General features: G+C 70.7%; 23 protein-coding genes. 11 read left to right on the top strand and 12 right to left on the bottom strand.

Translation table 11 applies throughout. The features are described from left to right. Positions 1 to 60 precede the first annotated feature (60 nt). The 3 genes from ACZ4UU_RS36345 to ACZ4UU_RS36355 all read right to left on the bottom strand — a co-directional run bounded on the left by ACZ4UU_RS36345 (position 61) and on the right by ACZ4UU_RS36355 (position 2,224). The gene (locus tag ACZ4UU_RS36345) at positions 61 to 849 is read right to left on the bottom strand and encodes an electron transfer flavoprotein subunit beta/FixA family protein (protein ID WP_471907669.1); all 789 of its coding nucleotides are present in this window, start codon (positions 847 to 849) and stop codon (positions 61 to 63) included. Positions 850 to 1,091: 242 nt separating this feature from the next. After that, positions 1,092 to 1,601 (bottom strand): flavin reductase family protein, encoded by a 510-nt coding sequence (locus tag ACZ4UU_RS36350; protein WP_471907670.1) that lies wholly within the window; start codon positions 1,599 to 1,601, stop codon positions 1,092 to 1,094. A 209-nt stretch (positions 1,602 to 1,810) separates the two neighbouring features. Continuing rightward, the gene (locus ACZ4UU_RS36355; RefSeq protein WP_471907671.1) at positions 1,811 to 2,224 is read right to left on the bottom strand and encodes a TlpA family protein disulfide reductase; all 414 of its coding nucleotides are present in this window, start codon (positions 2,222 to 2,224) and stop codon (positions 1,811 to 1,813) included. A gap of 76 nt (positions 2,225 to 2,300) precedes the next feature. Here ACZ4UU_RS36355 and ACZ4UU_RS36360 point away from each other — a divergent pair, with 76 nt between their 5' ends. After that, on the top strand, positions 2,301 to 2,717 hold the full coding sequence (locus ACZ4UU_RS36360; protein ID WP_471907672.1) for a DUF4395 domain-containing protein: 417 nt from the start codon (positions 2,301 to 2,303) through the stop codon (positions 2,715 to 2,717). A 187-nt stretch (positions 2,718 to 2,904) separates the two neighbouring features. After that, the gene (locus ACZ4UU_RS36365; protein ID WP_471907673.1) at positions 2,905 to 3,636 is read left to right on the top strand and encodes a lysophospholipid acyltransferase family protein; all 732 of its coding nucleotides are present in this window, start codon (positions 2,905 to 2,907) and stop codon (positions 3,634 to 3,636) included. A gap of 116 nt (positions 3,637 to 3,752) precedes the next feature. Here the strand turns inward: ACZ4UU_RS36365 and ACZ4UU_RS36370 are convergent, their stop codons facing one another. Beyond that, positions 3,753 to 4,439, bottom strand: coding sequence for a B3/B4 domain-containing protein (locus ACZ4UU_RS36370; RefSeq protein ID WP_471907674.1), 687 nt, complete (start codon positions 4,437 to 4,439; stop codon positions 3,753 to 3,755). A 190-nt stretch (positions 4,440 to 4,629) separates the two neighbouring features. Between ACZ4UU_RS36370 and ACZ4UU_RS36375 the strand changes: the two genes are divergently transcribed. Next, on the top strand, positions 4,630 to 5,997 hold the full coding sequence (locus ACZ4UU_RS36375) for a hypothetical protein (protein ID WP_471907675.1): 1,368 nt from the start codon (positions 4,630 to 4,632) through the stop codon (positions 5,995 to 5,997). 13 nt (positions 5,998 to 6,010) lie between these two features. Here the strand turns inward: ACZ4UU_RS36375 and ACZ4UU_RS36380 are convergent, their stop codons facing one another. The 3 genes from ACZ4UU_RS36380 to ACZ4UU_RS36390 are packed head-to-tail and all read right to left on the bottom strand — an operon-like array spanning position 6,011 to position 9,266. Continuing rightward, complete coding sequence (locus tag ACZ4UU_RS36380) at positions 6,011 to 7,081, bottom strand: threonine aldolase family protein (RefSeq protein ID WP_471907676.1); 1,071 nt, start codon at positions 7,079 to 7,081, stop codon at positions 6,011 to 6,013. Continuing rightward, positions 7,078 to 7,827, bottom strand: coding sequence for an SDR family NAD(P)-dependent oxidoreductase (locus tag ACZ4UU_RS36385; protein ID WP_471907747.1), 750 nt, complete (start codon positions 7,825 to 7,827; stop codon positions 7,078 to 7,080). The genes ACZ4UU_RS36380 and ACZ4UU_RS36385 overlap by 4 nt, the downstream gene beginning before the upstream one ends. Positions 7,828 to 7,868: 41 nt before the next feature. Next, a complete protein-coding gene (locus ACZ4UU_RS36390) occupies positions 7,869 to 9,266 on the bottom strand; it encodes a DUF6421 family protein (RefSeq protein ID WP_471907677.1) in 1,398 nt (465 codons plus the stop codon). Between the two features lie 416 nt (positions 9,267 to 9,682). Between ACZ4UU_RS36390 and ACZ4UU_RS36395 the strand changes: the two genes are divergently transcribed. Further along, on the top strand, positions 9,683 to 10,366 hold the full coding sequence (locus ACZ4UU_RS36395; protein WP_471907678.1) for a glycerophosphodiester phosphodiesterase: 684 nt from the start codon (positions 9,683 to 9,685) through the stop codon (positions 10,364 to 10,366). A 16-nt stretch (positions 10,367 to 10,382) separates the two neighbouring features. On the opposite strand, the gene ACZ4UU_RS36400 is transcribed toward ACZ4UU_RS36395, so the two are convergent. Continuing rightward, a complete protein-coding gene (locus tag ACZ4UU_RS36400) occupies positions 10,383 to 10,934 on the bottom strand; it encodes a GNAT family N-acetyltransferase (RefSeq protein WP_471907679.1) in 552 nt (183 codons plus the stop codon). Positions 10,935 to 11,004: 70 nt separating this feature from the next. On the opposite strand from ACZ4UU_RS36400, the gene ACZ4UU_RS36405 reads away from it, so the two are divergent. Continuing rightward, positions 11,005 to 11,397: a VOC family protein gene (locus ACZ4UU_RS36405; RefSeq protein WP_471907680.1), complete on the top strand. Its 393-nt coding sequence runs from the start codon at positions 11,005 to 11,007 to the stop codon at positions 11,395 to 11,397. Between the two features lies 1 nt (position 11,398). Here the strand turns inward: ACZ4UU_RS36405 and ACZ4UU_RS36410 are convergent, their stop codons facing one another. Further along, positions 11,399 to 12,313, bottom strand: a complete 915-nt coding sequence (locus tag ACZ4UU_RS36410) for a GNAT family N-acetyltransferase (RefSeq protein ID WP_471907681.1) — start codon at positions 12,311 to 12,313, stop codon at positions 11,399 to 11,401. A 168-nt stretch (positions 12,314 to 12,481) separates the two neighbouring features. Between ACZ4UU_RS36410 and ACZ4UU_RS36415 the strand changes: the two genes are divergently transcribed. After that, positions 12,482 to 13,246, top strand: a complete 765-nt coding sequence (locus ACZ4UU_RS36415; RefSeq protein WP_471907682.1) for a VOC family protein — start codon at positions 12,482 to 12,484, stop codon at positions 13,244 to 13,246. A 27-nt stretch (positions 13,247 to 13,273) separates the two neighbouring features. Here the strand turns inward: ACZ4UU_RS36415 and ACZ4UU_RS36420 are convergent, their stop codons facing one another. Together ACZ4UU_RS36420 and ACZ4UU_RS36425 are read right to left on the bottom strand one after the other, a co-directional pair. After that, positions 13,274 to 13,810: a MarR family winged helix-turn-helix transcriptional regulator gene (locus ACZ4UU_RS36420; protein WP_471907683.1), complete on the bottom strand. Its 537-nt coding sequence runs from the start codon at positions 13,808 to 13,810 to the stop codon at positions 13,274 to 13,276. Then, the gene (locus ACZ4UU_RS36425; RefSeq protein ID WP_471907684.1) at positions 13,807 to 15,291 is read right to left on the bottom strand and encodes an FUSC family protein; all 1,485 of its coding nucleotides are present in this window, start codon (positions 15,289 to 15,291) and stop codon (positions 13,807 to 13,809) included. The genes ACZ4UU_RS36420 and ACZ4UU_RS36425 overlap by 4 nt, the downstream gene beginning before the upstream one ends. Positions 15,292 to 15,446: 155 nt before the next feature. Here ACZ4UU_RS36425 and ACZ4UU_RS36430 point away from each other — a divergent pair, with 155 nt between their 5' ends. The 4 genes from ACZ4UU_RS36430 to ACZ4UU_RS36445 all read left to right on the top strand — a co-directional run bounded on the left by ACZ4UU_RS36430 (position 15,447) and on the right by ACZ4UU_RS36445 (position 18,390). Continuing rightward, positions 15,447 to 15,992: a DUF5134 domain-containing protein gene (locus tag ACZ4UU_RS36430; RefSeq protein WP_471907685.1), complete on the top strand. Its 546-nt coding sequence runs from the start codon at positions 15,447 to 15,449 to the stop codon at positions 15,990 to 15,992. Between the two features lie 70 nt (positions 15,993 to 16,062). Continuing rightward, positions 16,063 to 16,734 (top strand): phosphatase PAP2 family protein, encoded by a 672-nt coding sequence (locus ACZ4UU_RS36435; protein ID WP_471907686.1) that lies wholly within the window; start codon positions 16,063 to 16,065, stop codon positions 16,732 to 16,734. A gap of 73 nt (positions 16,735 to 16,807) precedes the next feature. Continuing rightward, positions 16,808 to 17,551, top strand: coding sequence for an HAD family hydrolase (locus ACZ4UU_RS36440; protein WP_471907687.1), 744 nt, complete (start codon positions 16,808 to 16,810; stop codon positions 17,549 to 17,551). A 152-nt stretch (positions 17,552 to 17,703) separates the two neighbouring features. After that, positions 17,704 to 18,390 carry a TetR/AcrR family transcriptional regulator gene (locus ACZ4UU_RS36445; protein ID WP_471907688.1) on the top strand — a complete coding sequence of 229 codons (687 nt, stop codon included), beginning with the start codon at positions 17,704 to 17,706 and terminating at the stop codon, positions 18,388 to 18,390. Here the strand turns inward: ACZ4UU_RS36445 and ACZ4UU_RS36450 are convergent. After that, on the bottom strand, positions 18,378 to 19,880 hold the full coding sequence (locus ACZ4UU_RS36450; protein WP_471907689.1) for an LVIVD repeat-containing protein: 1,503 nt from the start codon (positions 19,878 to 19,880) through the stop codon (positions 18,378 to 18,380). The genes ACZ4UU_RS36445 and ACZ4UU_RS36450 overlap by 13 nt on opposite strands. A 64-nt stretch (positions 19,881 to 19,944) precedes the next feature. Here ACZ4UU_RS36450 and ACZ4UU_RS36455 point away from each other — a divergent pair, with 64 nt between their 5' ends. After that, complete coding sequence (locus tag ACZ4UU_RS36455) at positions 19,945 to 20,628, top strand: DUF305 domain-containing protein (protein ID WP_471907690.1); 684 nt, start codon at positions 19,945 to 19,947, stop codon at positions 20,626 to 20,628. Positions 20,629 to 20,654 lie beyond the last annotated feature (26 nt).

Consider the following 20,654-nt stretch of genomic DNA (forward strand, 5'->3'; position numbering starts at 1 on the left):
TGCGGAATGCGAAGTCTTGAAGGGCGGAAGGGGGTTGAGCCTCAAGCGGGCCAGAGACCCTTAGATGAACTTCTGGCTCGCGAGGAACTCGGCGAGCTGCTTGCCGCCCTCGCCCTCGTCCTTGACGATCGTGCCGGCGGTACGGGCCGGACGCTCGGTCGCGGCGTCCACGACGGTGTACGCACCCTCCAGGCCGACCTCCTCGGCCTCGATGTCGAGGTCGGACAGGTCCCAGGACTGAACCGGCTTCTTCTTGGCGGCCATGATGCCCTTGAAGGACGGGTAGCGCGCCTCGCCCGACTGGTCGGTGACCGACACGACGGCCGGCAGGGAGGCCTCCAGCTGCTCCGAGGCGGCGTCGCCGTCCCGGCGGCCCTTGACCGTGCCGTCCTCGACGGAGACCTCGGACAGCAGGGTGACCTGCGGGACGCCCAGGCGCTCGGCCAGCAGGGCCGGTACGACACCCATGGTGCCGTCGGTGGAGGCCATGCCGGAGATCACCAGGTCGTAGCCGGCCTTCTCGATCGCCTTGGCCAGCACCAGCGAGGTGCCCAGCGCGTCGGTGCCGTGCAGGTCGTCGTCCTCGACGTGGATCGCCTTGTCGGCGCCCATGGACAGCGCCTTGCGCAGCGCGTCCTTGGCGTCCTCCGGGCCCACCGTCAAAACGGTGATCTCCACGTCGTCGTCGGAGTTCTCGGAGATCTGCAGCGCCTGCTCGACCGCGTACTCGTCCAGTTCGGAGAGCAGACCGTCCACGTCGTCCCGGTCGACGGTCAGGTCATCGGCGAAGTGCCGGTCGCCAGTGGCGTCGGGCACGTACTTCACGGTGACAACGATCCTCAAGCTCACGCCGGCTCTCCTACTGCGTCGACATTTCTCTGCTGCCTACTTGCAGGCAGCATAGGCGCCCCAAGCGGCCGATCCCGATCGGGGCGACCTGCGCTCCGAGCGAAATATTACTCGTCAGTACACCCAGTTCATGCCCGCTAAGCAAGCGCTTTGAACTGTGACCTTTGCAACGCAGCGTAATCGGAAACCGACGGCTCCGCAGAACAGCGGGCGGCCGTTTCCGTCACACAGGTCCGGTGAGCTCAGTCACGCAGGCCGTTGAACCGGCCCTGGTGGTACAGCAGCGGGCGCCCCGGTCCGGTGGAGTCACCGAGGAGGACCTCGGCCAGCACGATGCGGTGATCGCCGGCGGGCACGCGCCCGATGACCCGGCACACCATCCAGGCGAGAACCTCGTCGAGGACGGGGACGCCTTCGGGGCCCTCGCTCCAGAGCGTGGGCGGGCCGAAGCGGTCGGCGCCGCTGCGGGCGAAGGTGGCGGCCAGGTCCTGTTGGTGCTCGCCGAGTATGTGGACGCCGACGTGGTCCGTCGCGGCGATCGCCGGCCAGCTGGAGGCGCCCGTGCCGATGCCGAAGGAGAGCATCGGGGGCTCGGCGGAGACGGAGCTGAGGGAGGTGGCGGTGAAGCCGACCGGGCCCGTCGCGCCGCGGGCGGTGATCACGGCCACACCGGCGGCATGCCGCCGGAAGACGGAGCGGAGCAGATCGGGGGAGGCGAGCCTTGATGTGCCGAGGCCGGACGTGGCCGTCATGGAGTTGTCCTTCTGCGCGGGGATACGTGCGGGCCGGTGGCTGTTCAACAGCCCGGACAGCGCGCGCTCGCGGTGCGGGCCAGATCGACGTGGGCCCGTCCGAAGAGAAGGAGTTCCTCAGGCATTAGGTCAGGCTGACGATAGGTGGCGCACACAGTCAAGTGTGTTCCGGCATGTGGGAGATGACTCACCCTCGGCATCACGGCCCTTCAGACCGCTTCGCCCAGTGCCGCGATCACATCCGCCTTGCGCGGCTGCCCGGTGGCCCGCCGTACGACGTTCCCGTCGGCGTCGAGGACCAGCACGGTCGGCGTCTTGAGGATGTCGAGGCGGCGTACGAGGTCCAGGTTGTCCTCGGCGTCGAGCTCGACGTGGGTCACGCCGGGGATCATGCCGGCCACCTCGCCGAGCACCCGTCGGGTGGCCCGGCAGGGCGCGCAGAAGGCGCTGGAGAACTGCACGAGGGTGGCGCGTGCGCCCAGTTCGCCGCCCAACTCGGCCGCCGCGAGCCGCTTTCCGTCGTCCCGCCCACGCACCCTTACTCTCCCGCTCCGCCGCCGTTGCAGCACTCCGTAGGCGCTCGCCACCGCGAGCACCACCGCGCACACCACCAGTCCGGTCATCACCGTCCTCAACCCTTCACGAGACTGCAAAGATTCCCGACGCCCTGAATCCTGTCCGTTACGGAATGCTTGATTCATGGACATCGATGTGAGGGGGCCGCGCTTCGGGGCGGCCGTGACGACCGCGGTGCTGGCGGTCGTTCTGGTCACCGGGAGCGCCTGGCTGCTGGCCTGGCAGACGCTGGCGTTCGCGCTGGGCGCCGCGGGCGGGGTGAGCCGTTCGCCGTACGGCTGGGTGTTCCGCACGGCCGTACGGCCGCGGATCGAGCCGCCGACCGAGTTCGAGGCGCCGGAGCCGCCGCGGTTCGCGCAGGCGGTGGGCCTGGTCTTCGCGGGCCTCGGGCTGATCGGCTACACGCTCGGCCCGGACTGGCTGGGGCTCGCCGCCACCGGGGCGGCCCTCGCGGCCGCCTTCCTGAACGCCGTCTTCGGGTACTGCCTGGGGTGCGAGATGTACCTGCTCGTGCGGCGGATGACGGTGCGCGCCGGGTAAAGGGCGCACAAAAGACCAAGGTGGATCACGGGGCGACGTGACGAGGATCTCGCGGTTCCCCGGCACTTAGGCTTGGCCGTCGGCCGTTCTTGGGGCACGATCTGCGGCATGCCGTAAACCTACGGCTGCGTAACTTTTCCACTGGGAACCCCCTTCCCAGGCAGAGAAGGAAGGGTCCACCCCGTCCATGGCAGAGCTTGTCTACCGTCCCGTCGTAGGTTTCGCCCAGGCGTTGTTCAAGGCGTGGGACCTCAAGATCGACTGCAAGGGATCGGAGAACATTCCACGCTCGGGCGGCGCCGTGCTGGTCAGCAACCACATCAGCTACCTGGACTTCGTCTTCAACGGGCTGGCGGCCCTCCCGCAGAAGCGTCTCGTGCGCTTCATGGCGAAGGAGTCGGTCTTCCGGCACCGGATCTCCGGCCCGCTGATGCGGGGCATGAAGCACATCCCCGTGGACCGCAAGCAGGGTGAGGCGGCCTACGCCCACGCGCTGGACTCGCTGCGCTCCGGCGAGATCGTCGGGGTCTTCCCGGAGGCGACGATCTCGCAGTCGTTCACGCTGAAGAGCTTCAAGTCGGGCGCCGCCCGGCTGGCCCAGGAGGCCGGCGTGCCGCTGATCCCGATGGCCGTGTGGGGCACGCAGCGGCTGTGGACCAAGGGCCACCCGCGCAACTTCAAGCGCAGCCACACCCCGATCACCATCCGGGTCGGCGAGGCGATCGAGGCCTCCAAGGACAAGTACGCGGGTGCGATCACCCGGCAGCTGCGCGAGCGCGTCCAGGAGCTCCTGGAGGCCGCGCAGCGCGCCTATCCCGTCCGCCCCAAGGACGCGCACGACACCTGGTGGATGCCGGCCCACCTCGGCGGCACGGCGCCCACGCCGGAGCAGGTGCGCGCGGCGGAGAGCTCCGCTTGACAGTGCCGGGACGGCTTGGTGGTCGAGTGCGGCGCCGCCGGCGCTGGTCGCGCCCGCGCGGCAGGGCCGCAGATCGATACAGCCCCGCGCCCCTGAGGTAGGTTCCCGAACCGCCTCTATCGACGGACTGCGATCTGGGCTCCCGGGCTGAACTTCTCCAGGAGTTCGGCCAGTTCGGCGGCCGCCTGTTCGGCCTCGGCCGGCGGCATCGGGGACAGGGTCTCCAGCAGGAAGATGCCGGAGACGGTCTGCTCGGTGAGCCGGGTGCGCGGGCCCTGGCGCCAGTTCCAGCGGCGGCAGGTGATGCCCGCCTCGTCGCGCCATACGACCTCGCCCGCGTCGGGGTGTTCGACGACCTCCTCACCACCGGCGACGGTCACGAAGTCCTCCTCGCCGGTGGCCCGCACCAGGCGCATCCCGCCCTCGATGCGGTCGATGTCCTCGCCGCCGACGGGGACGAGGTGGGCGACGCTGATCGCGTTGTAGACGTCCACCAGCAGATTGATCCGGGGCAGCCCCGCCTCCGTCAGGGCCCGCTTGGCCAGCGCCTCCGCGGAGTTGCGGGTCCTGGAGGGCTTCGATCCGAACGCCGTGTAGACCTCACGCCAGGCCGCGATGTGCGCGTCCTGGTGCGGAGCGCGCCCTTCCAGACGTACGGCGAGTCGACGCGCCGCGTCGTCGAGGAGCGCGGAACTCTCCTCGGTGCTCGGCCCGTTGACCAGGCCGTGCGCCTCGACGGCCACGTGGGTGAAGCCGGGCGCCAGGGCGCGCACCTCGTCGGAGACGGTCAGTGAGAGGGCCATGGTCCACCTTGCGTCGAGGATCAGATCGTGGTGCAGCATACAGGACTGCAGAGTTCATCTCATTGGACGCCGGATCGGGTGACGGGTGAGATGGAACGGCTGAACATCGCCGCAACCCTGTAGCCGGTCTACAACCCCTCCCCGGTCCCGCGGGTCTCGGCCACCGACCGCTCATCGACAAGGGGGAACCATGAAACATCGCCTGCTCGCGGCCGCGCTCGCCGGCTGCGCCCTGACCACGGTCGGGGCCGGGCCCGCGCGCGCCGCGTCCGACCAGCTGTGGATCAGCGCCCCGTCCGAGACGGTGCTGCCCGTGCCGGCCGCCGGCGGTGAGGCGTCCGAGCGGACCCTCGATGTGCGGGTCACCCACGACAACACCGAGAACGGGGTACCGGCCGGGCGACTGACCGTGGACGTCGACGGGATCGCCACCTTCGCGCAGGTGTCGTGGCCCGCGAACTGCGCGCCCGAGTCGGCGGTCCGGGCGGTCTGCGACTTCGCCGGGATGCCCGCCGGGACGGACAGCACGGCGGCCGCCCTGCTGGGACTGCGCGCACTGCCGGACGCGGAGCCCGGCGCGTCCGGGTACGTGCGGTACTCGGCCGTCGCCGGGGAGCTGACGGCCTACCCGGCGGAGACCATGGTCAGCCTGGGCGACGGCCCGGACCTCGGGCTCAGCCAGGCCGAGAACCAGCGCGGCCTCAGGCCCGGCACGAACACCCGGGTGCGGGCGACGGTCGCCAACAGCGGCAGCCGCGCCGTGGACCGCACGCTGGTGTCGCTCTTCGCGTCCTACGGCCTGCGGTTCCAGGAGCGGAACTCCAACTGCGAGTACCGCGACCACGCCATCGGTACGTTCGCGCTGTGCGTGCTGGACGAGACGGTGGCTCCGGGCGAGCGGTACGAGTTGTCCAGCCCGCTGCGCGTGGGGCGCCAGGCGCTGTACGAGCGGTTCGACCACTCCGTACTGCCGTATTCGGACGCGGCGCTGGAAGAGGCTCGCGGCGGGGAGACGTGGACCCCGGGCACGGGTCCCGAGCTGGATCTGCGTCCCCTGGCCTCGCGGCAAGCCGCCGCCGGGGGCGAGGACCTCGATCTGTCGGACAACTACGGGTCAGTCATCCTCGACGCCCGCAACACCGCCGATCTGAAGGTCACCGGCAGCAAGGTGCGCGGGGCCGCCGGGGACACCGTGACCGCGCGGGTCACCGTGACCAACCGGGGCCCGGCGTGGGTGGCGTCGCTGGGTGCGGGCGCGGCCGTCGCCACGCTGCGGTTCCAGGCGCCCAAGGGCACGACGGTCGTCGGCTGGCCGGAGGAGGAGTGCGCGGAGGAGTTGCCGTCCGAGGAGGGGCCGGCCGTCGCGACCTACTTCTGCCGGACGCCGATCCACCTGCGCGAGAAGGCGTCGCACAGCTTCGACGTGCGGCTGCGGATCGACGAGGTGGTGCGCGGGGCACGCACCACCGTCGAGACCCTGAACGACGATCCGGAGCTGTCCATCAGGAAGTTCGACCCGAATCTGCGCAACAACAGGGCGTGGATCGCCGTCAACTGACGAACCGCTTCCGCTAGCGCGCCATCTCCTCCTTCAGCGCCGCCACGAACGCGTCCACGTCGTCCTCGGTCGTGTCGAAGGCGCACATCCAGCGCACGACTCCGGCCGCCTCGTCCCAGAAGTAGAACCGGAACCTCTTCTGGAGGCGCTCGCTCACGTCGTGCGGGAGCTTGGCGAAGACGCCGTTGGCCTGCACGGGGTAGAGGATCTCCACCCCGTGCACGGCGCGTACGCCCTCGGCGAGGCGCTGGGCCATCTCGTTGGCGTGGCGGGCGTTGCGCAGCCACAGGTCCTTGGCGAGCAGGGCCTCCAACTGCACCGACACGAAGCGCATCTTGGATGCCAGCTGCATGGACAGCTTGCGCAGGTGCTTCATGTGGCTGACGGCGTCCTGGTCGATGACGACGACCGCCTCGCCGAACAGGGCGCCGTTCTTGGTGCCGCCGAGGGAGAGGATGTCGACGCCGACCGCGTTGGTGAACGTCCGCATGGGCACGTTCAGGGAGGCGGCGGCGTTGGCTATCCGGGAGCCGTCCAGGTGCACCTTCATGCCGTGCGCGTGGGCGTGGTCACAGATCGCGCGGATCTCGTCCGGCGTGTAGAGCGTGCCGAGCTCGGTGCTCTGGGTGATCGAGACGACCTGGGGCATCGCCCGGTGCTCGTCGTCCCAGCCGTACGCCTGCCGGTCGATCAGCTCGGGGGTGAGCTTGCCGTCGGGGGTGGGCACGGTGAGCAGTTTCAGGCCGCCCATGCGTTCCGGGGCGCCGCCCTCGTCGACGTGGATGTGCGCGCTCTCGGCGCAGATCACCGCGCCCCAGCGGTCGGTGACCGCCTGGAGCGCGACGACGTTGGCGCCGGTGCCGTTGAAGACCGGGAACGCCTCGGCGGTGGCGCCGAAGTGGCTGCGGACGATCCGCTGGAGGTTCTCGGTGTAGTCGTCCTCGCCGTACGCCACCTGGTGCCCGCCGTTGGCCAGGGCCAGGGCGGCGAGCACCTCCGGGTGGGCGCCGGCGTAGTTGTCACTGGCGAAGCCGCGGACGTCCGGGTCGTGGTGGCGCCGGGCGTCGGTCTTCGGAGGGTTCACGGCTTCTCGGTCAGCCACAGACGGTTTCCGTTCACTTCGGCGGCGGGCTTGTCCCAGACGTCGACGATGGCCTCGGCCAGGTCCTTGACGTCCGTGAACCCCGCGAACTTCGCGTTGGGGCGGTCGGCGCGCATCGCGTCGTGCACCAGCGCCTTCACCACCAGGATGGCAGCCGCGGACGTCAGCTCCTCGCCGCCCCCGGCCTTGCGGAAGGCGTCGGCCAGCGCGAGCGTCCACGCCTCGGCGGCGGCCTTGGCGGCGGCGTACGAGGCGTTGCCCGCGGTCGGCTTGGTGGCGCCGGCGGCGCTGATCAGCAGATACCGGCCGCGGTCGCTGCGCTGGAGGCCCTCGAAGAAGGCCAGCGAGGTGTGCTGCACGGTGCGGATCAGCAGCAGCTCCAGGAAGTCCCAGTCGTCGAGGCTGGTCTTGATGAAGGTCTCGCTGCCGCGCCAGCCGCCGACGAGGTGGACCAGGCCGTCGACGCGGCCGAAGTCCTTCTCGATGTGGTCGGCCCAGTCGCGGGTGGACTGGAGGTCGAGCAGGTCGACGGGTTCACCGGTGACGGTCGCGCCGCCGGAGGCGTAGCGGGCCGCGTCCACGGCCTCCGCGAGCCGCTCGGGATCGTTGTCGGCGGCGGCGACGGTCGCCCCCGCCTCGGCCAGTCGCAGGAGTGCCGCCCGGCCCGCGGGTCCGCCCGCGCCGGCCACCGCGATCACCGCACCGCTGAGAGCTCCGTTCCCCGCCATCTTCTTCGCCTCCTGAGCAGTGTTCTGGGTACCGCGGTCGCTCACGCGGCGATCCGCTCGGCGCTGTCCGCCGTGATGCCCTTGGTGGAGGCGATCACGTTCTTCAGCTTCTTGGACAGGGCCTCATAGAACATGCTCAGCGGAAACTCGTCCGGAAGCACGTCATCGACGAGCTTGCGCGGCGGCTGGGTCAGGTCCAGGGCGTCCGGGCCCTTGGCCCAGCGGGAGCCGGGGTGCGGGGCGAGGTAGGTGGAGACGAGCTCGTAGCCGGCGAACCAGTGGACGAGCTTCGGGCGGTCGATGCCGTCGCGGTAGAGGTTCTCGATCTCGGCGCACAGCTGGTTGGTGACCTGCGGGGCGCGCTCCCAGTCGATGTCGAGCTTGTTGTCGGTCCAGCGGACGACTTCGTGCTTGTGCAGGTAGGCGAAGAGCAGCTGGCCGCCGAGGCCGTCGTAGTTGCGCACCCGCTCACCGGTGACCGGGAAGCGGAACATGCGGTCGAACAGCACCGCGTACTGCACGTCACGGGCCTGCGGGACGCCGTCGGCCTGGAGCTTCACGGCCTCCTTGAAGGCGGTGAGGTCGCAGCGCAGCTCTTCGAGGCCGTACATCCAGAACGGCTGGCGCTGCTTGATCATGAACGGGTCGAACGGCAGGTCACCGTGGCTGTGGGTGCGGTCGTGGACCATGTCCCACAGCACGAAGGCCTCCTCGCAGCGCTTCTGGTCGTGGACCATCGCGGCGATGTCCTCGGGCAGGTCGAGGCCCAGGATGTCGACGGCGGCGTCGGTGACACGGCGGAAGCGGGCGGCCTCGCGGTCGCAGAAGATGCCGCCCCAGCTGAAGCGCTCGGGCGCCTCGCGCACGGCGATCGTCTCGGGGAAGAGCACGGCGGAGTTGGTGTCGTAGCCGGCCGTGAAGTCCTCGAACTTGATGCCGCAGAACAGCGGGTTGTCGTAGCGGGTGCGCTCCAGCTCGGCCAGCCAGTCCGGCCAGACCATGCGCAGGACGACCGCTTCGAGGTTGCGGTCGGGGTTGCCGTTCTGCGTGTACATCGCGAAGACGACCAGGTGCTGGAGACCGTCCGCGCGGCTCGCGGCGGGCTGGAAGGCCAGCAGCGAGTCGAGGAAGTCGGGCACCTCGAAGCCGCCCTCGGCCCAGCGGTGCAGGTCCTTCACGAGCGCCTGGTGGTACGCGGCGTCGTGCGGCAGCAGCGGGGAGAGCTCCTCGACGGCGTCCACGACACGCCGTACGGCGGCCTCGGCGTCCGCGCGCTCGGGCGCGCCCTCGGCGTCGAAGTCGATCGATCCGTCCTTGGACTGCCATGGCCGGATCTGCTCCACGGCATCCTTGAGCACCGGCCACGCCGGGTGCTCCACCACCCTGGTCGCCGGAGGAACCCGCTCCCCCGAAGCCGCCTGCACAAGAATTTCCGTCATGTCCCATCCTCCACGGGAGAACCTCGCGTAAGGAGACCGTATACACACGAGGTTTCTCCCAGCAAGAGGAGCTTCGGGAAATTATCCTGCGCACCCCCATGGTCACCGAACTTTTTCCTGTCAGTCATGCGGACAGCGCATACTCCGGCCACCGCTGGGCATACGGGACGCCGGACAGGCGCCGGAGCCCGGCGCGGCAGCCCGTAGCGGTCGGTCAATCCGCGCGGGACTCGCCCACGCCAGGGTGACCACCGCGGGGCGCGCATTCCAGGCACGCCAAGTCCACTGGCGCAAACCCTGTGCACACGTGGGGTTCATCACGCGCCGGGGCCACTAGGCTGCGGATCTGCCGCGCGAACACCCCGCTCCGGTTTGCGCGCGCGCCGAGCCGCCCGTCGACGGAAGCGAGTTGAACCTTGAACTTCCTTACCATCGGTCATCGCGGAGTCATGGGTGTCGAACCCGAGAACACCCTCCGTTCCTTCGTCGCCGCCCAGCAGGCCGGCCTCGACGTCATCGAACTCGACCTCCACCTGAGCAAGGACGGCGCCCTCGTCGTCATGCACGACAGCGACGTGGACCGCACGACCGACGGATCCGGCGCCATCGCCGACAAGACCCTCGCCGAGCTGCGCGCCCTGGACGCGGGCCGCGGCGAGCGCGTACCGGTCTTCGAAGAGGTCCTGGACGCCGTGAAGTCGCCGCTCCAGGCGGAGATCAAGGACGCCGCGGCGGCCCGGGCACTCGCCGAGCTGATGAACGACCGGGACCTGGCCCCCCGGGTCGAGGTGTCGTCGTTCCACGACGACGCCGTCGCGGAGATCACCCGCCTCGTGCCCGGGGTACGGACCGCACTGATCGCCAGCCGCTACGGCACCGACGTCGTGGACCGCGCGGTCGCTGTCGGCGCCGCGACCGTCTGCCTGGACATCCGCCGCCTCACCCTGGAGGTCGTGGAGCACGCCCGCAAGGCGGACCTGAAGATCGTCGGCTGGGTGGTCAACACCCAGGACCATCTGCGTCTCGTTCGGGCCCTGGAGCTGGACGGCGCGACGACCGACTACCCGGAGATCAAGCGCACCGGCCGCTTCACGGCGTGAGCGCTCCGCTGGGTGATCAGGCAAGCTCCTTGACCAGCAGCTCGAACTGAAGGTCGTCGCGCTGCGGGATGCCGAAGCGCTCGTCGCCGTACGGGAACGGGGTCATCCGTCCCGTACGGCGGTAGCCGCGCCGCTCGTACCAGGCGATCAGGTCGTCGCGTACGGAGATCACGGTCATGTGCATCTCGGTCGCGCCCCAGGTCGCGCGCGCCTGCCGCTCAGCCTCCGCGATGATCACCTTGCCGAGGCCGGCGCCCTGGAGTGCGGGGCTGACCGCGAACATCCCGAAGTAGGCGTGGGTGCCGCGGTGCTCCAGCTGGCAGCAGGCGACGATCGCCCCGTCCCGTTCGACGGTGAGCAGCCGGCTGTCGGGCGACTTGATGACCTCCAGCACGCCCTCCGGGTCGGTCCGCTGGCCTTCGAGGATGTCCGCCTCGGTCGTCCACCCGGTCCTGCTGGAGTCCCCGCGGTAGGCCGACTCGATCAGCACGACCAGCGTGTCCACGTCGGCGTCGATGGCGTCGCGGAAGGTGAGGCCGCCGGCGGCGGTGGTCGCGGCTGTGTCCATGGGGTGCTTCTCCACTTCTCGGGCACGACTCGGCACCGCAGAGCGTAACGCGCCGCTAGGATCCGGCTGCATGGTGCACGTACTGAGCGGACGGACTCTGCTCCACCCCTTGGACCCCGAGCGCTCCCGCGCCTTCTACGGCGAACGGCTCGGCCTGGCCGTCTACCGCGAGTTCGGAACGGGGCCGGAGCGCGGCACCGTCTACTTCCTCGGCGGTGGCTTCCTGGAGGTCTCCGGCCGATCCGACACCCCGCCGTCCCCGGCCGTCCAGCTGTGGATGCAGGTCGCGGACGTGGCCGCGGCCCACGACGAGCTGCGGGGCAAGGGCGTCGAGATCGTACGGCCACCCGTGAAGGAGCCGTGGGGGCTGATCGAGATGTGGATCGCGGACCCGGACGGGACGCGGATCGTGCTGGTGGAGGTCCCGGCGGATCATCCCCTGCGGTACCGGCCGGGGATCTGAGTCACTCCGGGCGGTGTTCCCAGCGCCGGTCGGTGCGGGTCAGCTCGCGGAAGCCGGCCGAGGTGAGGCGGTCGATCATGGTGGCGTCGTCGGCCGCCTCGTAGGCGAGGACGCGGTCCACGCCGCACAGCCGCAGCCAGTCGGCCGCCCGGCCCAGCAGTCGGCGCTCCAGGCCCTGGCCGTCCGCCGACGGGTCGATGTGCAGGTTCCCGATGTCGGCGAGGCCCACGCCGCGCGTGTGGCGTTCGGGGCGGGACAGCGAGGTGTCGACCTCGACGAAACCGAGGGCGCTTCCGTTGGCGTACGCCGTGAATCGGGTGCCGCACTCCCCCAGCGTGCGGTCGACGGTGACACCCGGTCGCGGCTCGTGGGGCGGCAGGTCGGCGACCCTCGCGATGAGGATCACCTCGGTGCCCCCGGTGTGCCGGAAGCCCGCGCGTTCGTAGAGGGCGCGAATGTGCGGCCAGTTGCGGGGCAGGCCGTAGACGGCCGGGGCGGGGAGTTCGCCGCTCGCGTACCGGGCACGTACGTTCCAGCGGGCGAGCTGGGCCAGGCAGGCGTTCATCAGCAGGTCGGCGGCCTCGTCGGAGTCAGGCCGGAAGGAGGCCGGCGGACGGCGGACGAACCAGTCGATCTCGCCGATGTCCCGGTACTCCGAGCCGACCTCGTCGTCCGCCCGGTAGCGCAGCAGATGCGCGGCGGCCACGACATGGTCACGCTGTTCGGCGACGAGGGTCACGCGCTCGCTCACCCAGGGGTCGGTGATGAACTCGTCCGGCTGTCGCTCCAGAGCGCTGAGCACCGTGTTCACGGAGACGGAGACGCCGGGGACGACGGCGGCGACGTGCGCGTTGATCAGTTCGGTGAGCTGGTCGCGGTCGGCGCGACGGAAGGGGCGTACGTGGAGCGCGGGCATGCGGGACCTCCGGTCGAGAACGGTGTCTGGAGGCCGCCATGCGATGCGGTACGGGGTCGAGGGTACGTCGGCGGCGGCCCCGCCTCCAGTGGGTTTCGCCGGCCGGATGGCCGGGGTCCGGTGCCTGGCTTAGCGTGCTGGAGAGGGTTTCCCTGCGGGAGGAACGCCATGAAGCTCGACAAGCCGGTGACCGGCGGGCCCTGCTGGACGGAGTTGGGCACCAGCGATCTGGCCGCGGCGAAGCGGTTCTACGAGGGGCTGTTCGGCTGGCGTGCCGAGACGGATCCGCGAGGCGAGGCCGGTGGCTACTCGATCGCGCACCTCGGGGACGCGGCGGTGGCCGCGCTGACACCGCTGTACCAGGAGGGTCAGCCGGTGGCGTGGAACGTGTCGTTCGCGGTGCCGGACGCGGATGCCGCGGCCGCGCGGGTCACCGAGGCCGGCGGGACGGTGCTGGTCGGCCCGATGGACGTGTTCGACGTGGGCCGCTTCGCGGTGGCCGTGGATCCGACGGGGGCGGTCTTCCAGCTGTGGCAGGCGCGGTCGTTCCCGGGCGCGGGGCTGCTGAGCGCACCCGGCGCGCTGGGCTGGGTGGAGTTGCTGACCCGGGCCCCCGAACGGGCCGTGGAGTTCTACACGACGGTGTTCGGCTGGAGTGTCAACGCCTCGGAGCACTACACGCAGTGGGGCCTCGACGGCGCCGACTTCGGCGGCATGGTGACGATGGACGACAAGTTCCCGCACGAGGTGCCGGCGCACTGGCTGCCGTACTTCGCCGTCGAGGACGTGGACACCACGTCGGCGGACGCGACGCAGGCGGGCGGCGCCGTCCTCATGGAGCCCACCTCCGTCCCCGACGGGCCGCGCATCGCCGTGCTGCGGGACCCGCAGGGGGCGGTGTTCGGGGTGTACCGCGCGGCGGACGAGAAGTGACGGGCCGCGCGAACCGGCCGGGTCGGATCAGCCGCGCGGCACGCCCAGGCGCCCCTCCAGCTCGCCGAGCAACTCGCCCAGCAGAGCGGCGAGTTCACCCTTTCCCCGCGGGGCGAGGCCGGACAGTACGGTCGTCTCGTACGCGAGCTGTTCGGGCAGGATGCCGTCGACCAGGTCCCGGCCGGTGTCGGTGAGGCGGACGTGGGCGACACGGCGGTCGCGGGTGTCACCGCGGCGTTCCACCAGGCCGCGCTCGGTGAGCTGCTTGAGGCGCTTGGTGACGGCGGCGCCCGAGGAGAAGGTCTCGCGGGCGAGTTCACTGGGCGTCAGTTCATGGCCGGTGCGGCGCAGCGCGCCGAGCAGGTCGAACTCGGGGCGGCTGAGGCCCGCCCGGCGCAGCGGAGCGTCCTCGGCCTGCTGGAGCAGAGCGGCACAGCGGTTGATCCGGCCGATGATCTCCATCGGGGCGGTGTCGAGGTCGGGGTGGACGCTCTGCCACTGCCGGACCACGGCGGCCACCGTGTCCTGTCTCGTCCCGGTCGGCCCGCCGTTCGTCGCCGTCATGGCCGTACGCCCTCCGTCGTCTCGCCTGTGCGTCGGTCCGGGCGTGGTCCCTGACTCCGCCCCGTGGCCGCGAGCGTACGGGGTCCGGTCCGCTCGGCGCGCACGACCCGCTGCCACCCACGGTCCGGTACGGCCAGGGCGGCGACGAGGCCGACCAGTGCGCCGACGAGGGTGTCCACGACCCGCTCCGTGATCAGCCGTCCGGGTTCCTGGAATCCGGCGAACTCGGTGATGAGCAGCGCCATGGGGGTCACGCAGACGCTGCCGAGCCAGTAGTTGCGGGCGATCAGCGCCTCGGCCCCGAAGTTGAGGGCCAGGCAGCACAGGACCAGTGCGACCTCGCCGGTGTGGGCCAGCGGCACCAGGGCGGCGAAGACAAGGACGCCGAGCAGGTTGCCGACGACGCGCTGGACGCCGCGGCCGCAGGTGAGGGTGAGGTTGGCCTGGTACAGGGAGGCGGCGGTGACCAGGGCCCAGTAGGGGCGGCCGGTTCCCAGGGCGAGGGAGGCGTATCCGGCGAGGGCGCAGCCGAGGGCGGTGCGGACGGCGAGCGGGGCCAGGGGGCGCAGGCGCGGCCACAACGGGCCGTGGGGCGAGGCGGGTTCGGTGCCGATGCCGGTGCGGCCGGTGAGGTCGTCGACCTCCGGCACGGGGCGGTTTCCGCGCACCTGGCGGGCCCAGGTGCGCAGCAGGACCGGGTCGGCGTCGGCCGGGGCGGCCAGGGCGACCTCGGCGCGGACGACGAGGCGTTCGAGGGCGGCGCGGGTCTCGCAGGGGCGGCGTGTGGAGAGCAGGGCGTGCCGGGCGGCCTGTACGGCGGCGGTGGCGTGGGCACGGGCGGTGCCGTCGGTGCCGTCGGTGCCGTCCTCGGTCGTGTCGGCGGCACCGGATGTCTCGACGTACGCGGCGCTCGCGTTCAGCGCGCCCGAAGCGGCCCGGCGCTCCGGGCCGTGCGGACGCAGCAGTCCGGGGGCCATGCCGACGAGCCAGGCCCAGGCGGCGGCCGCGGCGGCCAGGGCCAGGTGGCCGGGGATCCGGTCCGGGGTCTGCGGGGTGAACAGGGCGGCGGAGCTGATGAAGGTGAGGACCACGTTGCCGGGCGGGCCGATGCGGGTCGCGTCGCACAGCGCCTTCTGCGCGGCGGCCAGCACGGCACCCACGGTGACGAGGGCGACGGCACTGCCGGTGAGCGAGGCGGCGACCAGTGCGGTGGCGAGGCCGACGAGCATGCCGAGCGCCACCCACGCCAGGGCGCGGGCGCGGGCCGCGTAAGGGCGGTTGTGGGCGTAGAGCGCGCACAGTGATCCGGCCATTGTGTACATGGCCAGGTCCAGCCGGTCGAGGACGAGCAGGGTGAGGTTGGGCGGGGCGACGGCGGCGACCACGCTCAGGGCGGGTTTGAACCAGATGTCCGAGGGCCCGCCGAGACGCAGCACCCCGGCCAGGGGAAGGCGGTCGCTCATACCCGTCACCAGTTTCATACGGCACACGTTAGCAAGTGTTTTACTTGTAAAACATATACGGTGACCTGCCGCGCTCCGTCGAATGCTCCCCGTGTACACCCTTGCGCTCGCGTGCGCGCCCGATCGCCGGGGCATCGACGGACTGTCCGGGACCGTCGAGCGGGGAGGTGCGCGTGCACGGACCGGCTTCACTCGGCTGGTTGCTGGTCGCGCTGTGTGCGGCGACCGGCGCCTACTGTCTGCTGCGGATGCGCAGCCAGGTCGAGGAGCAGCGCCGGGCCGCCGGCGGCGAGGCGCTGATGGGCTTCGGGATGGCCGCGATGGCGGTGCCCGCCGCGGTGTTCACGCCGCCGACGTGGGCCTGGCCCGGCTACGCGGCCGTGTTCGGCGCGGCGGCCCTGCACGCCCTGTGGTCGGCACGCGAGGGCGTGCACCATCTGCATCACCTGGTGGGGGCCTCGGCCATGGTCTACATGGCAGTCGCGATGGCCGCCTCGCCCGACGGTCACGGCGGTCACGGCGTCCCGGGCATCCCGCTCCTGACGGGCACCCTGCTCCTGTACTTCACGGGCTATGTGCTGCTGTCCGGCGTGCGTCTGGTACCCGTGGCGGGCGGGGGCGGGGGCGGGGGCGCCGGCTGGGGCGACCGCCCGGAGCTGGCGCGGGCCTGCCGGCTGTCGATGGGGATCGCGATGGTGGCGATGTTGTTGGCCCTCTGAAAACCTGCCAGGCGTCGCAAAGGCACCCCCGCATTGGCCTCTCGCCCCATCCGTCGGCGAGGATCGCAGTATGCACACCCAGTCCGTCGATTCCCCGCCCCACCCGCCGGCCGAGCGCAGGCCCACCCTCTGGGCCGGCGCCCTGACGGTGGGCGCCGTGCTGCTGCTCGCCCTGGTCGCGGTCCGGTGGCACCCGCTGATGACCCTCGACGGTGACGTCGCCGAGACCACGCACCGCTGGGCGGTCGAGGAGAGCGGCGTCACGCACACGTTCCGCATCCTGACGGACTGGGTCTGGGATCCGTGGACGATGCGCATCCTGACGTTCGCGGTCGCGATCTGGCTCGTGTGGCGCAGAGCGGCGCGCTGGACGGCCGTATGGCTGGTGGCCACCTGTCTGCTCGCCACACTGGTCCAGCAGACCCTCAAGGCCTTGGTCGACCGCCCGCGTCCGGTCTGGCCCGACCCCGTCGACTCCGCCCACTACGCGGCCTTCCCCTCGGGCCACGCCATGACGGCCACGGTGGTCTGCGGCCTCCTGCTGTGGCTCCTGCACCACTACGGCGCCGGCCGCGTCCTGTGGCGTACGGCCGTCGCCGTGGCCGCGATCTCGGTGGCCGGCGTCGGGCTGACCCGGGTGTGGCTCGGCGTCCACTGGGCCACGGACGTCGTCGGCGGCTGGCTGCTAGGCGCCCTGGTCGTGGTGCTGGCGGTGGAGGTGCACGCGCGGCAACGGCGCTGAGCGCGCGGCCGGTTCGGTACGCGGGCCGCGCGATCTTCCCGCGCGGTGGCACGAGGCCCCGTAGGATCCGACCATGACCGCCATCCTGTTCGATTTCTCCGGAACCCTCTTCCGTGTCGAGTCCACCGAGTCCTGGTTGCGCGGCACACTCGCCGAGGCCCAAATGGACTTCGACGAGACCGAGTTGATCGAGGCGGCGCAGGCGCTGGAGACCATGGGGGCACTGCCGGGCGGGGTCGATCCGTCCTGGCTGCCCGAGGACGTCGCGAGCGTCTGGGGAGTCCGGGACCAGAGCGCCGAGCTGCACCGGGCCGCCTACACCGGGCTCTCACGGCATGTGCGGCTCCCCGACGACCGGTTGCACGACATGCTCTACGACCGCCACATGGCGCCGGCCGCGTGGACGCCGTACCCCGACACCGCCGAGGTGCTGCGGACGCTGCGCGAGCACGGCATCGGGGTGGGGGTCGTCAGCAACATCGGCTGGGATCTGCGCCCGGTGTTCCGGGAGCACGGCCTCGACCCGTACGTGGACACCTATGTGCTGTCGTACGAGCACGGCATCCAGAAGCCCGATCCGCGGCTGTTCGCGGTCGCCTGCGCGGCACTCGAGGCCGATCCGCGCGATGTGGTCATGGTCGGCGACAACCGGCGGGCCGACGGCGGTGCGGCGGCCCTGGGCTGTGCGGTGCACTTCGTGGACCATCTGCCGGCCGAACAGCGGCCCGACGCGCTGCGGCCGGTGCTGGACCTGGTGAGGGCCGTGCCTCGGGCGAACGGGGTCGACCTGCGACAGGAGACACCGGAGAACAAGTAGCCTCCGGCGACCACGCGAGGGGGGTCGGGTCCACCCTGGACGATCCCCCGCGTCGCCCAGGGCAGACGGCAACCCCGACCAGGCCGAATCACGGCCGGGCCGGAAGCGCTGAGTATAGTTGGCTGGCAGCCAGTCAACGCAGGAGTTACAGGATGTCCCCGCGCAGCGCCTCGGTCAATGAAGAGTTGCGGCGGCGTTCTCGGGAGCGGCTTCTGCAGGCAGCGGTGGAGCTGGTCGGCGAGCGGGGCTACGAGGCGACCACGCTGGGGGACATCGCGGACCGGGCGGGCTCGGCTCGCGGACTGGTGTCGTACTACTTCCCGGGCAAACGACGGCTCGTGCAGTCCGCCGTGCACCGGCTGATGCACCGCACGCTCCAGGAGGCACTGGAGCGCGAGCCCCGCACCGAGGACGGCCGGGAGCGGATGGCCAGGGCCATCGACGCGATCCTCGGGCTCGCCCGGGACCGGCCCGTGCTGATGCGCCAGCACATGGCGGGGATCCTCCAGGCCGAGGGCTTCGTGCAGTGCCCGGAACAGCAGCGCCTGGCCGAGCTGCTGCGCGAGGTCTGCGCGGGGGCCGGCTCGCACGACGTCGACGCCGACTACCCGATGTTGCGCTCGCTACTCATGGGCGCCGTCTACGCGGCACTCGTGCCCGGGGTGCCGATGCCGTTGCCGGTGCTGCGGGCCGAGTTGTTCACGCGCTACCGGCTCGATTGGGACATGGGAGTCCCGCCGGACTCGGTGGCCGTGCCCGGCGGGACGTGCGACACGGATCTGTCGCGGTTCTTCGCTACCGGGTCCTCACCCGGCTGCCCGGACGATCAGTCGAAGTAGTCCGGCTGCGTCTGGACGTTGAGTTCGCGCATGTGGACCCAGCGGGCCGGGTTCGTGCGCCGGTCGTCGATCCTCAGGACGTCGAAGCCCCTGGCCATCTCGTTCGAGTAGATGTAGCCGTTGTAGTAGTACGCCGACCACGTGCCGGCCGAGCTGATCGTGTCCGTGGTCAGCGGGCCGCGGTCGAAGTAGGCGATCTCCTTCGGGTGGGCCGAGTCGGTGAAGTCCCAGACGGAGACGCCGCCCTGGTACCAGGCCTGGACCATGAGGTCCTTGCCCTTGACCGGGATCAGCGAGCCGTTGTGGGCGACACAGTTCTCGGTGTCCGCCTGGTGGCGGGGGATCTTGAAGTAGCTGCGGAAGACCAGCTTGCGCTTGTCGCCCTTGCCGACGATGTCGTAGATGCCGTCGGCACCGCGGTCCGGGCCGATCTCCGCGTTGCAGGTGGCCGCTCCGCCGCCGCCCAACTCGTCGGTGAAGACGACCTTGTTGGCCTTCTGGTTGAAGGTCGCCGAGTGCCAGAACGCGAAGTTCACGTTGTCCTGGACCCGGTCGATGACCTTCGGGTGCTCCGGGTCCTTGATGGAGAACAGGATGCCGTCACCCATGCAGGCACCGGCGGCCAGGTCCTTGTCCGCGAGGACCGTGATGTCGTGGCAGCCGGTGGTCTTGGAGACGCCCGGGTTGGTGGGCGAGCCGGGGTTGCCTCCGCCGTCCGGGCCCTCGCCGGGGAAGAGCACCGGGAAGCCCACGACCGCCGCCTTCTCGGGGGCCTTGCGCGGCACCTTGATGACGGAGATGCCGTCGTGCGGGGGCTGGCAGTCGGGGTAGGTGGCGCTCGGTGAGTACGAGGAGACGTAGACGTAGACGTTCCTGCGCTCGGGCACCAGCGTGTGGGTGTGCGAGCCGCAGGCGGTCTCGACGGCGGCGACGTAGCGGGGGTTGCGCTTGTCGCTGATGTCGAAGACCTTCATGCCCTCCCACGAGGACTTCTCGGTCGCGGGCTGGGTGGTGCTGTTGCAACTGCTGTCGCTGCGCGAGGAGTCGGTCGACAGGAACAGCAGGTCGCCGGAGACGGAGATGTCGTTCTGCGAGCCCGGGCACAGGACCTGGGCGATGGTCCTCGGCGCCGTGGGCTTGCTGATGTCGAAGATGCGGAAGCCGTCGTAGTTGCCCGCGAAGGCGTATCTGCCCTGGAAGGCGAGGTCCGAGTTGGTGCCCTGGAGGGCGTCCTTGGGGATGTTGGCCAGGTGCTTGATGTTGTCGGAGTGGACGATCTCGTCCTTGCCCGGTATCTCACCCTCCTTGAGGGCCTTCCGCACCTCGGCCCGAGTGCTGTCGGAGACCTCCTTCTCCGCGACGGGGCCGTCCCCGGGGTCGGGGATCGCTGCGGCCGGCTGCGCGGTCAGCAGCGCGGCGAGGAGCCCGGCGGCGGCGGCGCCAACTCCCAGACGTCTGCGCCGCGTTCGAGGATTGCTGAACAGGATCACTGTTTTCCTCCCTTGTGCCGTTCACACTGGAACGGTTCACGCACGCCCGAGTATGGTCTCTACCATGCACATTTCAAGAGCGTGCCATGAACATGTAACGAAGACGCAGTTCCGTCGGGCGCGTCCTGTTACGGCCTCACTGGCCGCCTTGGCCGTGCTCGCGCTCGGAGGCTGCGACTCCGGATCCGGCTCCGACTCGGACGCGCAGGACGGGCCTTCGGTGATCGTGCCGGGCAAGCCGGGCGAGTCGAACCAGGTGCTGTCCGCCGAGGAGGCCGCACGGCAGCGCGCCGAGGACGACTCCCCCAACTCGGCGGACGTCGCCTACGCGCGGATGATGATCGAACACCACGAGCAGGCTCTGACGATGACCGAACTCGCCCCGGCCCACGCCGAGTCGACGAAGGTCAAGAAGCTCGCCGAGCGGATCTCCGCCGCGCAGGGGCCGGAGATCACCGCCATGAAGGGCTGGCTGAAGAGCCACGGCAAGTCCGAGAAGGGCGAGGGCCATGACCACGGCTCGATGCCCGGCATGGCGACCGAGGCACAGCTGGCCAAACTGCGTGCCGCGCAAGGGAAGGCGTTCGACGAGCTCTTCCTCACGCTGATGATCACCCATCACAACGGCGCGATCACCATGGCCACGGATGTGAAGGGGCAGGGCAACAACATCCGGATCGAGGAGATGGCCGACGAGGTGGTCGCCCAGCAGACGAGCGAGATCTCGCGGATGCGGGACATGCTCTGACCGCTGTCCGGGACATCGCCAGGGCG

The sequence above is a fragment of the Streptomyces sp. NPDC028907 genome (assembly GCF_055564995.1).

What these genes read in the sequence shown, in the direction of transcription:
- ACZ4UU_RS36350 (WP_471907670.1), bottom strand. Translation starts at nt 1,601, where the DNA reads ATGACGGCCACGTCCGGCCTCGGCACATCAAGGCTCGCCTCCCCCGAT.
- ACZ4UU_RS36355 (WP_471907671.1), bottom strand. Translation starts at nt 2,224, where the DNA reads ATGACCGGACTGGTGGTGTGCGCGGTGGTGCTCGCGGTGGCGAGCGCC.
- ACZ4UU_RS36360 (WP_471907672.1), top strand. Translation starts at nt 2,301, where the DNA reads ATGGACATCGATGTGAGGGGGCCGCGCTTCGGGGCGGCCGTGACGACC.
- ACZ4UU_RS36365 (WP_471907673.1), top strand. Translation starts at nt 2,905, where the DNA reads ATGGCAGAGCTTGTCTACCGTCCCGTCGTAGGTTTCGCCCAGGCGTTG.
- ACZ4UU_RS36370 (WP_471907674.1), bottom strand. Translation starts at nt 4,439, where the DNA reads ATGGCCCTCTCACTGACCGTCTCCGACGAGGTGCGCGCCCTGGCGCCC.
- ACZ4UU_RS36375 (WP_471907675.1), top strand. Translation starts at nt 4,630, where the DNA reads ATGAAACATCGCCTGCTCGCGGCCGCGCTCGCCGGCTGCGCCCTGACC.
- ACZ4UU_RS36385 (WP_471907747.1), bottom strand. Translation starts at nt 7,827, where the DNA reads ATGGCGGGGAACGGAGCTCTCAGCGGTGCGGTGATCGCGGTGGCCGGC.
- ACZ4UU_RS36390 (WP_471907677.1), bottom strand. Translation starts at nt 9,266, where the DNA reads ATGACGGAAATTCTTGTGCAGGCGGCTTCGGGGGAGCGGGTTCCTCCG.
- ACZ4UU_RS36400 (WP_471907679.1), bottom strand. Translation starts at nt 10,934, where the DNA reads ATGGACACAGCCGCGACCACCGCCGCCGGCGGCCTCACCTTCCGCGAC.
- ACZ4UU_RS36405 (WP_471907680.1), top strand. Translation starts at nt 11,005, where the DNA reads ATGGTGCACGTACTGAGCGGACGGACTCTGCTCCACCCCTTGGACCCC.
- ACZ4UU_RS36410 (WP_471907681.1), bottom strand. Translation starts at nt 12,313, where the DNA reads ATGCCCGCGCTCCACGTACGCCCCTTCCGTCGCGCCGACCGCGACCAG.
- ACZ4UU_RS36415 (WP_471907682.1), top strand. Translation starts at nt 12,482, where the DNA reads ATGAAGCTCGACAAGCCGGTGACCGGCGGGCCCTGCTGGACGGAGTTG.
- ACZ4UU_RS36420 (WP_471907683.1), bottom strand. Translation starts at nt 13,810, where the DNA reads ATGACGGCGACGAACGGCGGGCCGACCGGGACGAGACAGGACACGGTG.
- ACZ4UU_RS36425 (WP_471907684.1), bottom strand. Translation starts at nt 15,291, where the DNA reads ATGAAACTGGTGACGGGTATGAGCGACCGCCTTCCCCTGGCCGGGGTG.
- ACZ4UU_RS36435 (WP_471907686.1), top strand. Translation starts at nt 16,063, where the DNA reads ATGCACACCCAGTCCGTCGATTCCCCGCCCCACCCGCCGGCCGAGCGC.
- ACZ4UU_RS36440 (WP_471907687.1), top strand. Translation starts at nt 16,808, where the DNA reads ATGACCGCCATCCTGTTCGATTTCTCCGGAACCCTCTTCCGTGTCGAG.
- ACZ4UU_RS36445 (WP_471907688.1), top strand. Translation starts at nt 17,704, where the DNA reads ATGTCCCCGCGCAGCGCCTCGGTCAATGAAGAGTTGCGGCGGCGTTCT.
- ACZ4UU_RS36455 (WP_471907690.1), top strand. Translation starts at nt 19,945, where the DNA reads ATGCACATTTCAAGAGCGTGCCATGAACATGTAACGAAGACGCAGTTC.